10 protein-coding genes are annotated in these 11,199 nt (G+C 75.4%); 3 read left to right on the plus strand and 7 right to left on the minus strand.

Annotated elements, in window-relative coordinates; translation table 11 throughout:
• Window positions 1–74: 74 nt before the first annotated feature.
• The 6 genes from ACFVVL_RS29165 to ACFVVL_RS29190 all read right to left on the minus strand — a co-directional run bounded on the left by ACFVVL_RS29165 (window position 75) and on the right by ACFVVL_RS29190 (window position 6,757).
• Window positions 75–1,196, minus strand: a complete 1,122-nt coding sequence (locus ACFVVL_RS29165) for a PucR family transcriptional regulator (protein WP_380287575.1) — start codon at window positions 1,194–1,196, stop codon at window positions 75–77.
• Window positions 1,197–1,323: 127 nt separating this feature from the next.
• Window positions 1,324–2,352 carry an ABC transporter ATP-binding protein gene (locus ACFVVL_RS29170; RefSeq protein ID WP_387680450.1) on the minus strand — a complete coding sequence of 343 codons (1,029 nt, stop codon included), beginning with the start codon at window positions 2,350–2,352 and terminating at the stop codon, window positions 1,324–1,326.
• Window positions 2,349–3,368: an ABC transporter ATP-binding protein gene (locus tag ACFVVL_RS29175; protein WP_387680453.1), complete on the minus strand. Its 1,020-nt coding sequence runs from the start codon at window positions 3,366–3,368 to the stop codon at window positions 2,349–2,351. The genes ACFVVL_RS29170 and ACFVVL_RS29175 overlap by 4 nt, the downstream gene beginning before the upstream one ends.
• Window positions 3,365–4,228, minus strand: a complete 864-nt coding sequence (locus ACFVVL_RS29180; RefSeq protein WP_387680456.1) for an ABC transporter permease — start codon at window positions 4,226–4,228, stop codon at window positions 3,365–3,367. The genes ACFVVL_RS29175 and ACFVVL_RS29180 overlap by 4 nt, the downstream gene beginning before the upstream one ends.
• A complete protein-coding gene (locus tag ACFVVL_RS29185; protein WP_387680459.1) occupies window positions 4,215–5,186 on the minus strand; it encodes an ABC transporter permease in 972 nt (323 codons plus the stop codon). The genes ACFVVL_RS29180 and ACFVVL_RS29185 overlap by 14 nt, the downstream gene beginning before the upstream one ends.
• Window positions 5,183–6,757 (minus strand): ABC transporter substrate-binding protein, encoded by a 1,575-nt coding sequence (locus ACFVVL_RS29190; RefSeq protein WP_387680462.1) that lies wholly within the window; start codon window positions 6,755–6,757, stop codon window positions 5,183–5,185. The genes ACFVVL_RS29185 and ACFVVL_RS29190 overlap by 4 nt, the downstream gene beginning before the upstream one ends.
• 236 nt (window positions 6,758–6,993) lie before the next feature.
• Between ACFVVL_RS29190 and ACFVVL_RS29195 the strand changes: the two genes are divergently transcribed.
• Window positions 6,994–7,626, plus strand: a complete 633-nt coding sequence (locus ACFVVL_RS29195; RefSeq protein ID WP_380287569.1) for a TetR family transcriptional regulator — start codon at window positions 6,994–6,996, stop codon at window positions 7,624–7,626.
• Between the two features lie 4 nt (window positions 7,627–7,630).
• Here ACFVVL_RS29195 and ACFVVL_RS29200 read toward each other — a convergent pair whose 3' ends face one another.
• Complete coding sequence (locus tag ACFVVL_RS29200; protein WP_380287568.1) at window positions 7,631–8,428, minus strand: GntR family transcriptional regulator; 798 nt, start codon at window positions 8,426–8,428, stop codon at window positions 7,631–7,633.
• 185 nt (window positions 8,429–8,613) lie between these two features.
• On the opposite strand from ACFVVL_RS29200, the gene ACFVVL_RS29205 reads away from it, so the two are divergent.
• Entirely contained in the window at window positions 8,614–9,372 is a 759-nt protein-coding gene (locus tag ACFVVL_RS29205; protein WP_387680465.1) for a tyrosine-protein phosphatase, read from the plus strand.
• On the plus strand, window positions 9,369–11,147 hold the full coding sequence (locus ACFVVL_RS29210; RefSeq protein ID WP_387680468.1) for a glycoside hydrolase family 3 protein: 1,779 nt from the start codon (window positions 9,369–9,371) through the stop codon (window positions 11,145–11,147). The genes ACFVVL_RS29205 and ACFVVL_RS29210 overlap by 4 nt, the downstream gene beginning before the upstream one ends.
• Window positions 11,148–11,199 lie beyond the last annotated feature (52 nt).

The raw sequence follows: 11,199 nt of genomic DNA on the forward strand, positions 1-11,199 counted from the left end.
TTTGACACCGGAAAATATCCGGAAACCCGACGCAACGCAGGGCCCGCTGAAACGTTCAAGACGCAACGTCCCGGTCAGAGCGGCTGAGCCGGCCAGTCGAGCAGCCGGGCGCCCATCACGGCGGTCTCCAGGGTGTAGCGGTGCAGCGCGTCCGCGGGGTCGTAGCCGGTGAGATCGCGGATGCGCTCCAGACGGTAGCCGAGCGCCCGCACGCTCAGGCCGAGCCGCCGCGCGGTCTCCGCGTTCACGTACCCGGCCTCCGCCTGGACGGTGATGGTCTCCAGCAGCGGACGGGCGCCGCCGCGCGCGGCGGTGAGCGGGCCCAGCACGGTGGTGACCAGGTCGGCCATCGCGGCCCGGTCGCGCATCAGCACCGGGAAGACCAGCAGTTCCTCGGCGCGCAGCCGCTGCGCCGGCAGCTCCAGGCGCTGCGCGTACTCCAGGGTGGCGAGCGCCTCCTCGTAGCTGCGGACGATGCCGCCGGTGCCGGCGTGCCGCCGGCCGGTCGCCACCCGCTGCGCGGGCGGGTACCCGGGGCCGGGCCGCAGGGCCAGCTCGGTGAAGGCGGTCAGCACGGTCTGTTCGCCGTCGGAGGCGATGCAGACCAGCCGTCCGTCGCGGGCGGCCAGCAGCAGGGTGCGGTCGTCGTAACGGCCGGTCAGTTCGCGCAGCACCCGGTGCGCGGCGGGCGCGCCCTCCAGGTAGGGCTCGGCGGCGACGGCGACCGCGACGGTGTACCCGGCGGCCAGCCGCAGGCCGAACCGCTCGGCGCGCTCGGCGAGCCGGCCGAGGTCGGAGCGGCCGTGCAGCAGGTCGTTGACCAGCTCGCGCCGGTTGGCCTCCTCCTGCCGCACGGCCATCCGCTGGGCGCGTTCGTGGCCCTCGGCGAGGGCGCCCAGGGCGGCCTGGATGCCCGCCAGCAGGGCGTCACCGGTGCGCCGCAGCTCCGCGGCGGTGGCGGAGGTGAGGCCGGGGAGGGTCTGCCAGGCGGCGCGGGTGGCGCCGAGGCAGGCGCCGACGAGGTCGCGCAGGCCGTGGCCGGCCTCGGCGCCGCGCTCGCCGAGGTCGCGCAGCCGCTCCAGTTCGGCGCGGCGCAGCAGGCGGCCGGTGCGGGAGACGTCGGTGAGCAGGTCCAGGCAGTGGTGGGCCAGCTCGTTGGGGATGTCGGGGGCGCCGCTTCCGTTGGCCACCGTCATGTCGTCGTGTCCCGCCCGGTCCGTCGGTGTGGTCCGGCCGGCCGGCGTGCCCGCCGATCGGCTCCTTGCCTGGTCAGCCGGTGCGTTCCGCCGTCGGTCGGGCTGCCGGCTGCCCAGCCCGGGCATGCTATCCGGTCGGCGCCCCGGCCGCTGCGGCGTCCACGGCGGCGCCCGGCTGCTGCGGCGTCAGCGGCCGGTGGCAGGCGACCCGTCGCCCGGGCGAGACCTCCCGCAGCGCCGGCACCTCGCTCGCGCACCGGTCGTCGGCGAACGGGCAGCGGGTGCGGAACCGGCAGCCGGAGGGCGGGTCGAGCGGGGACGGCGGGTCGGCGGGCAGCAGGCCGGTGTCGCCGAGCGGGCGGCCGGGCTCGGGGACGGCGGCCAGCAGGGCGGCGGTGTAGGGGTGGGCGGGGGCGGCGAGCACCTCCTCGGTGGGGCCCTGTTCGCAGAGCCGGCCGAGGTGGAGCACCGCGACGTCGTCGCTGACCGCGCGGACCACGCCGAGGTCGTGCGAGATGAACAGGCTCGCCAGGCCGCGTTCCTCGGTGAGCCGGCGCAGCAGGTTGAGCACGGTGGCCTGGGCGGAGACGTCCAGGGCCGAGACGGCCTCGTCGGCGATCAGCACCCGCGGCCCGGCGGCGAGCGCGCGGGCGATGGCGACCCGCTGGGCCTGGCCGCCGGAGAGCTGGGCGGGCCGGCGGTCGCCGAACAGCGCGGCCGGCAGGCCGACGGCCTCCAGCTGCTGCTCGACCACGGCCTCGCGGTCGACCGACGGGTCCCGGTGGGCGTCCAGCGGTTCGGCGACCAGGTCGCGCACGGTGCGGCGCGGGTTGAGCGAGGAGACCGGGTCCTGGAACACCATCTGCATCCGGGGGCGCAGGGCCCGCAGCGCGCGCGGGGCGAGCGCGGCGAGGTCGGTGCCGTCCAGGGTGACGGTGCCGGTGGTGGGCGGGGGCAGCCGGAGCAGGGCCTTGGCGATGCTGCTCTTGCCGGAGCCGGACTCGCCGACCAGGGCGAGGGTGCGGCGTTCGCGCAGCTCCACGTCGACGCCGCTGACGGCGTGCAGCGGCCCGGAGCGGGTGCGGTGGACCACGGACAGCCCGGTGGCCCGCAGCACCACGGGGGTGTCGGCGTCCGGGGCGGGGGTGGGGGTCATGCGGCGGTCTCCTCGGCCTTCGCCGGCAGCGCGGCCGACGGCGTGAGCGGGAAGTGGCAGGCGGCGGTGTGCCCGGCCCCGGCCCGGTGCAGCGGCGGCGCGTCCGTCGAGCAGACCGCCTCGGCGCGCTCGCAGCGGGGCGCGAACGGGCAGCCGGGGATGGGCTTGGAGAGGTCCGGCGGCGAGCCGGCCACGGCGGGCAGGGTGCGGCGCAGCGGCCCGGTGACCCGGGGCACCGAGCGCAGCAGCGCGGCGGTGTACGGGTGGGCGGGGTTCTCGGTGACCGCCTCGGTGGGGCCGGTCTCGACGACCCGTCCGCCGTACATCACGGCGATCCGCCGGGCGCGGCCGTAGAGCAGGCCGATGTCGTGGGTGATCAGCAGGGTGGCCAGGCCCCGGGTCTCGCGGTGGCGGTCGAGCAGGTCGAGCACGGTGCGCTGGACGGTGACGTCCAGGGCGGTGGTGGGCTCGTCGGCGAGCAGCAGGGCGGGGGAGCCGGCCAGTGCGGCGGCGATGCCGACGCGCTGGCGCAGGCCGCCGGACAGCTCGTGCGGGTAGGCGCGGGCCCGGCGGGCCGGGTCGGGGACGTCGACGGCGGCGAGCAGTTCGGCGGCCGTGCGCAGCCGCTCGCGGCGCGGGATGCGGCGCCGGTTGGTGAGCGACTCGGTGACCTGGTCGGCGATCCGGACGACCGGGTTGAGCGAGGTCATCGGGTCCTGGTGGACCATGGCGACGCCGGTGCCGAGCAGTTCGGCGCGCCGGGCGGCGCCGGCGGTGAGCAGGTCCTCGCCGTTCAGCAGCACCTCGCCGGTGGCGGTGGCCCGGGTGGTGCGCGGGTGGACGCCGAGCACGGTGCGGGCCAGCACGGACTTCCCGGAGCCGGACTCGCCGACGACGCCGAGGCACTCGCCGGCGTCGATGGTCAGGTCGATGCCGTGCAGCACGTGCAGCGCCCGGCCGTCGGGGGTGTGCAGGGTGGTGTCGAGCGAACGGACCTCCAGAACCGGGCTGGTCATCCTCGCCCTCCCTTCGAACGGAGCTTCTCGCCCAGGTAGTTGAGGGCGAGGACGGTGAGGCAGAGCACTGCCGCCGGGGCGAGCGAGATCCACGGGGCGCTGCCGAGGGTGGTCCGGCCCTCGGCGATGATGCCGCCCCAGGACGGCTCCGGCGGGCGCAGCCCGAAGCCGAGGAAGCTGAGCGAGCCCTCGGCGACGATGGCGACCGTGGTGGCGGTGAACGCGAAGGTGAGCGCGGCGGGCGCGACGTGCGGGACCACCTCGCGGCCCAGGATCCGCAGCGGAGCGGTGCCGATCATCCGGGCGGCCTGGACGAAGCCGCGCTCGCTGAGCGACAGCACGACGGCGCGCACCACCCGGGTGAAGTGCGGCACGGTGAACAGGCCGATCAGCGAGCCGATCAGGGTCAGGCCGGGCCCGCGCAGCGAGACCGTGATCATCACCAGGATCAGGGTGGGCACGGACATCAGCAGGTCGGTGGCGAAGCCGATCAGCTTGTCCACCGGCCCGCGGAACCAGCCGGCCGCGACGCCGAGCGCCCCGCCGCCGAGCAGGCCGACGGCGATGGTCAGCCCGGCGACGGTGAAGGAGGCACGGGCGCCGGCCACGGTCCGCTGCAGGACGTCGCGCCCGGCGGCGTCGGTGCCCAGCCAGTGGCCGGGGCCGGGGGCGGCGGCGGGGTTGGCGAAGTCGCCGTGCAGCGGGTCGAAGCCGGGCAGCAGCGGGAGCAGCAGGGCGGCGAGCGCGACGACGGCCAGCCAGGTGCCGGCGGCCAGGACCCCGGCGGAGGGGCGGCGGCGCGCCGCCTTCCTGCGCGGGGCCGCGGCGGCGGGGGCGGGGACGGTCTCAGCGGCGCTCATCGGCGATCCTCGGGTCGATCGTGCGGTACAGCAGGTCCACGGCGAAGGTGGCCGCCACCACGGCGACGGCGCTGACCACCACCACCCCCTGCACCACCGGGAAGTCGCGGCCGTTGATCGCCCCGGAGACCCAGGTGCCGACGCCGGGCACCGCGAACAGCGTCTCGACGAGCACCGAGCCGCCGAGCGAGGTCCCGATGCCGATGCCGACCAGGGTGACCAGCGGCAGCGAGGAGGGCCGCAGCGCCCGGCGCAGCAGCAGCCGCACGGTGCCCATGCCGCGGCTGCGGGCGGCGGCGACGTAGGTCTGGTCGAGGGTGTCGAGCAGCTGGCCGCGCAGGGTGCGGGTGAAGACGGCGGCCTCGGTGAGGCCGAGGGTGAGCGCGGGCAGCACCAGGTGGCGCAGGTTCTCCAGCGGGTCCTCGGTGAACGGGGTCCAGCCGGTGGCCGGCAGGATCCGCAGCTGGACGGCGGTGAGCCAGATCAGCAGCAGGCCGAGGACGAAGCCGGGCACGGCCAGCCAGACGAAGGCGCCGGCGGTGGCGATCCGGTCGACGGCGCCGCCCGGCCGCCAGGCCGACCAGAGCGCGACCGGCAGGGCCAGGCCGAGCGCCACCACCTGGGCGGCGATGAACAGTTCGAGGGTGACCGGGATCCGGTCGGCGAGCTCGGTGGTGACCGAGACGCCGGTGGAGAGCGAGTGGCCGAGGTCGCCCTGGAGGGCGTCGCCGATCCAGCGCCAGGTGGCGGCGAGCACGTTCTCGTCCAGGCCGAGCTTGGCCTCGTAGGCGGTGACCTGCTCCGGGGTGGCGGTGGGGCCGAGCGCGGCGAGGGCGGGGGAGCCGGGCATCAGGTGCGGCAGGGAGAGCGCCGCGACGGTGACCAGCAGGAGCACCGCGGCGGCCCGTGCGAGCCGTCCGGCGGTGCGTCCCGCGGTGCGGAGGGCGGTGGGCGTCACTTCTTCACCCACAGCGAGGCGGGCGAGACGTTGACGACGGTCCGCTTGGAGACGTCGGGCAGGCCGCCGATCCTGGTGGAGGCCAGCAGGCCGGTCTTGTTCTCGGTCAGGAAGAGCATCGGGGCGTCGTCGACGACCTCCTGCGCGGCCTCCTGGTAGGAGCGGGCGCGCTCGGCCGGGTCGACGGTGGCGCGCCCGGCGGCGATCGCCTGGCCGGCCTTCGGGCTGTTCCAGCCGGTGAAGTTGTACGGGCCGTCGGGCACGTAGAGGCTGGCCATGGCGGTGTCGGTGTCGCCGAACATGCTGGTGACGAAGTCCATCACCTGGTACTTGCGCTGGAACATCGCGGTGCCCAGGCCCGCCGGGTCCAGCGGCTTGATGGTCATCTTCACCCCGGCCTCGGCGAACATCTGCTGGAGCACGGTGGCCCGCTGCTGGCCCTCGGGGCGGCTGTCGACGAGGTACTCGAAGGAGAGGTCGGAGTGGCCCGCCTCGGCGAGCAGGGCGCGCGCCTTGGCCGGGTCGTGCGCGGGGTAGCCGGAGGTGCCGCCGGCGGCCCGGTAGGGGGAGGCGGAGCCGATCGGGCCGTCCGAGACCTTGCCCTGGTCGAGGTAGACGACCTTCTCCACGGCCGAGCGGTCCACGGCGAGCTGCAGCGCCTTGCGCACCTTCGGGTCGTCGAACGGCGCGACCTTGGTGTTGAAGATCACGGTGGAGGTGGCGCCGGGCCCGGCGGCCACCCGCAGGCCGTCGGTGGCGGCCTGCTTGAGCTGGGCGGGGGTCTCGGCCCAGATGGCGTCGGCGTCGCCGGAGCGCAGCGACTGGTAGCGGCTGTCGGCGTCCGGCAGGACCTTGTAGACCAGCTTGTCGGCGTGGCCCTTGGCGCCCCAGTAGGAGGGGTTGCGGTTGAGGGTGACGGAGACGCCCGGCTGCACGCTGTCCACCGTGTACGGGCCGGAGCCGCCGGCGGGGGTGTCGGCGCCGGCGGGGGCCTGCGAGACGTAGCCGAGGGAGCGGGTGAACAGGCCGGGGAAGGTGGCGTTGGGGGACTTGAGGGCGAAGCCGAGGGAGGTCGGGGAGTTCACCGTCATGGCACCGATGGTGGCGGCGTCGGTGGCGCAGGAGCACTTGGCCTCGGGCTTGGCGAGCCGGTTGACGTGGTCGACCACGGCCTGGGCGTCGAGCGGCTTGCCGTCGCTGAAGGTGACGCCCTCGCGCAGCTCCAGCGTCCAGGCGGTGGCGTCGGCGTTGGCGGCGGTGAAGGACTTGGCCAGGTAGGGCTGCACGGCGCCGTTGTCGCCGTTGACCATCAGCGGGTCGTAGAGCGCGTTGGCCAGGATCATCATCGGCATCGAGGTGAGGGTGGTCTCGGCCGGGTCGAGCCTGGTGAACGGGCGGTCGAGGCCGATTCTCAGGGTGCCGCCGTCGACGGCGGGGCCGTCGTCCTCGGCGGCGGCGGTGGCCGCGCCGCCACCGGAGACCGTGTCGTCGGACGCGGAGCAGGCGGAGGCGGTGAGGGCGAGGGCCGCCGTGCAGACCGTGGACGCCAGGACGAGGGTGTGCCGCTTCATGATTCCTCGGGGGGATTCGGGGGCTACGGGGGAGGGGGGAGACCGGCGGGCGCAGCCGGACCGGTGGCCGCCGGACACCACCTTTTGGAAGTGGCACAACTGCCAACTGGCAGTTGTGCAAACTCCGGATGACGAAATGTCGACGACTTGGCGCGCGGCTTGAGCGGGCCACGCCGGGCGTGATTCGGTACCACCACGGCCGTGCGCGGCAGAGCAGTTGACGAGGAGCGAGCAGGATGCAGGGGCAGGGGACGGACACCGTGGCGGAGCCCGGGCTGCGCGACCGCAAGCGGGCGCGGACCAGGCAGGCCATCCGCACGGCGGGGCTCGACCTCTTCGAGGAGCAGGGCTTCGAGAGCACGACGGTGGACCAGATCTGCCGGCGGGCCGACATCGCCCACCGCACCTTCTTCCGCTACTACGAGTGCAAGGAGGCGCTGCTGTTCGGCATGGACTTCGGCGCCGCCGTCCTGGACGCCTTCGCCGACGCGCCCGCCGGGCTCGACCTCTGGGCCGCCTTCGACCACGCGGTGGCCACCACCGACGGCGAGTTGGAGGAGCCGGCCGAGCACAGCGTGCGGCGCCGGGCCCTGCGGCGCCGGTTCATCGAGGTCCGCAGCGTGCACGACTTCGGGCTGACCGTGATCGACGCCTTCTCGCAGCGGGCGGTGACGATCGCGGCCGAACGGCTGGGCGTGGACCCGGCCGTCGACCTGCGGCCGCAGGCGTTCGCGGCGCTGCTCGCGGGCATGACCCGCCAGCGCATCGTCGGGGGCGCGGAGGTCCGTGCGCTGCGCGACTGGGTGGCGGCCTTCCGTGACGTGCTCGGGGCGTTCGACCGGGCGGCCGCGGCCGGGGCCGTCCGGTGAGCGCCTACCGCGCCGGCCCGGATCCGCCGCCCGGCTCGCGGTAGTGCAGCACGAACCGTGCGCTGCTGCCGTCGATCCGCCGCCGCAGGTAGAGCGCGGGCGTGCCGTCCGGCGTGCAGCTGACGCCCTCGCGGACCAGCAGCGCCGTGCCCGGCGGCACCCCGAGCAGTTCCGCGTCGGCGAGGTCCGCGCCGACCGCGCCGAACGCCCGCCAGTCGTACTCCAGCTCCACCCCGGCCGCCCGGGCCAGGTCGAGCACCATGTTGCCGGGCCGGCCCGGCCGCAGCAGGTCGGCCGGCAGCGGTCCGGACGGCACCCAGTAGCTGCTCACCACCCGGGGCCGGCCGCCGAGCCGGATCACCGTGTCCACCCGGGACAGCTCCGCGCTGTCGCGCCCCAGCTGACGGGCCGCCTCGACGTCCTCCGGGCTCCCGGTCACCGGCGGCGCGGCCACCACGAACTCGCCGTCCTGCGCCTGCTCCGGCGCCTGCGCGCCGAGTGGCAGCCCGGTGTGCACGCTGCCGAGGTCGAAGCGCTGGCTGCGCGGGTCGACGGTGATCGACACCCGCACCGCCGGCGGGCGCACGAAGGTCCCCACGCCGCGCCGGATCTCCAGCACCGCGGCCCGCTCCAGCTCGGCCACCGCCTGCCGGACGGTCAGCCGGTTGACGCCGAACTCGGCGCTCAGCTCCGGCTCGCTGGGCAGCCGGGAGCCCGCCGGGTACGTCCCGGCGTCGATGCGCTCCTGGAGCTGCCGGGCCAGCCGGCGGTACAGCGGGGTCTCGGTTCGGTGCGTCGCCACGGGCCAGATCCTACGGAGCCGGGTGGCGCCTTCCGTCCCCGGTTGTCCGGAAGTTCACCTCGTCGTCGCTTGCCCGGCGCCCCACTCGGCAGGTAGACATCTAGACGTCTAGATGTCCCACCCCCGCAGTCGTCCCCCACCCCCGTTCTCCCCACCCCCGTTCTCCCGCACCGAAAGGCCCCGTCATGACCCTGGTCAACTTCCGCGACCCCGCCGCCCTCGCCGACCCCGAGGGCCGCTGGGTGCGCCCGGGCGTGCTGCACCGCTCGGCCCAGCCGTTCCCGGCCGACGACGCCTCGATCGTCGAGCAGCTGAACGCCGCCGGCATCCGCACGATCATCGACCTGCGCGGCGCCGCCGAGGCGGACGACGCCGACTGGGCGCAGTCCCGGGCCGCCGGCATCGAGGTGGTCGCCGCCCGCGTCCAGCCCACCGACGGGAAGCTGGAGGCGGCCCTCATGGACATCGTCACCGACGCGGACCTCGGCGCCTTCTACGTGCTGATGGTGGAGTCCGCCCCGGAGGCGGTCAAGCTCGCCGTCGAGGCCGCCACCCGCCCCGGCGGCCTGCTGGTGCACTGCGCCGCGGGCAAGGACCGCACCGGCTGGCTGACCGCCCTGCTGCTCGACCTGCTCGGGGTCCCTGCCGAGGAGATCGTCGCCGACTACGCCCGCACCTCCGAGGCGCTGGCGCAGATCTTCGAGGGCCTGGCGGAGCGCAACCGCAACGCCCTGAACGACTACAACGCGGGCTCGCTGACCGTCCCCCGCCCGCTGCTGGAGGCCCCGGCCGGCGCGATGGCCGCCTTCCTGGAGCTGGTCGACGCCCGCTACGGCGGCACCGAGGGCCTGCTCGCCCACTGCGGGGTGGACGCCGCGACCATCGAGGCCTTCCGCGCCAAGGCCGCCGCCGGCGCCGCCGAGACCGCCGGGGCGACGGCATGAGGGCCGTGCTGCACCACACCGACGGCACGCCGTTCCGCGACCTCAACCACAACGGCACCATGGAGCCCTACGAGGACCCGCGGCTGCCCGTCGAGGAGCGCGTCGAGGACCTGCTGTCCCGGATGACCCTGGAGGAGAAGGCCGCGCAGATGCTGCACGGCCGGATGCTCCCCGGCGACCAGGGCCCGTTCCCCTCCAACGCCCACCTGATCACCGAGCGCGGCCTCACCGCCTTCGGCATGATGGCCGTCCCCGACGCCCGCACGATGGCCGAGTGGAACAACCACGTCCAGGATCTCGCCGCGGCGAGCCGCCTCGGCATCCCGGTCACCCTCGCCTCCGACCCCCGGCACGGCTTCGTCTCCAACCCCGCCACCGCCTTCACCGGCGGCGGCTTCTCCACCGGCCCCGAGCCGATCGGCCTGGCCGCCACCGACGACGCCGCCCTGGTCGAGGAGTACGCCGCCCTGATCGGCCGCGAACTGCGGGCCGTCGGCATCCGGATCGCCATCCACCCGATGGCCGACCTGGCCACCGAGCCCCGCTGGTCCCGGATCAGCGGCACCTTCGGCGAGGACCCGGAGCGCGCCTCGCGGATCATCGCCGCCTACATCCGCGGCCTGCAGGGCGAGTCCGTCGGCCCGCACAGTGTCGCCTGCATGACCAAGCACTTCCCCGGCGGCGGCCCGCAGCACAAGGGCGAGGACTCGCACTTCGCGGCCGGCCGGCGCCTGGTCTACCCGGGCGGCGCGCTGGACCAGCACCTGCGCCCCTTCGAGGCCGCCTTCGAGGCCGGCACCGCGCAGATCATGCCCGCCTACGCGATCCCCTCCGGCTCCGGGCTCGCCGAGGTCGGCGCCAACTTCAACCATGACGTCATCACCGGCCTGCTGCGCGGCAGGTACGGGTTCGACGGCGTCGTCTGCACCGACTTCAACGCCATCACCGGCATGGACGTCCCCGGCATCGTCAGCCTGCCGCCGCGCCACTGGGGCGTCGAGGAGCTGTCGGTGCCCGAGCAGGTCGCGATGACCCTGCACGCCGGGGCCGACCAGCTCGGCGGCGAGACCGACCCCGAGCTGATCCTCGGCGTGGTCCGCTCCGGCGCCGTCACCGAGGCCCGCCTCGACGAGTCGGTGCGCCGCATCCTGCGCGACAAGTTCCGCCTCGGCCTGTTCGACGACCCGTACGTGGACGCGGACGCCGCCGTCGAGCTGGTCGGCACCCCCGAGGGCCGGGAACTCGGCCGCCGGGTGCAGACCCGCTCGCTGGTCCGGCTGGCCGGCGGACCGCTGGCGGGCGGGCGGATCTACGTCGAGGGCGTGGACGCCGGGGTGGCGGCCCGCTACGGGACCGTCGTCGAGCGCCCCGAGGACGCCGACGTCGCGGTGCTGCGCCTGGCCACGCCGTACGAGAAGCGCGAGGGACTGCTGGAGCAGGCCTTCCACAGCGGCTCGCTGGAGTTCGAGCCGGCCGAGGCGGCCCGCGTCGCCGCCCTGGCCGACGCCGTCCCCACCGCCGTCGTCGCCCAGCTGGAACGCCCCGCCGTGCTCACCCCGCTGGCGCCCCACGCGGCGCTGCTGGTCGGTGAGTTCGGCGCGGCGGACGACGTCGTGCTGGACGCGGTGTTCGGCCGCGCCCCGCTGACCGGCTCGCTCCCGTTCGACCTGCCCCGCTCGGACGCCGCCGTCGACGCCGCCCGCGAGGACGTGCCCTTCGACACCGCGGACCCGCTGTTCCGCTTCGGCCACCCGACCGCCCCGCGCGAGGCCTGAGCCGCGCCGCGCGAACCGGGGCGGGACGTCGGACCGGCCGACGTCCCGCCCC

Origin of the sequence: Kitasatospora sp. NPDC058115, from assembly GCF_042884635.1 — a bacterium.
Lineage (GTDB): Bacteria > Actinomycetota > Actinomycetes > Streptomycetales > Streptomycetaceae > Kitasatospora.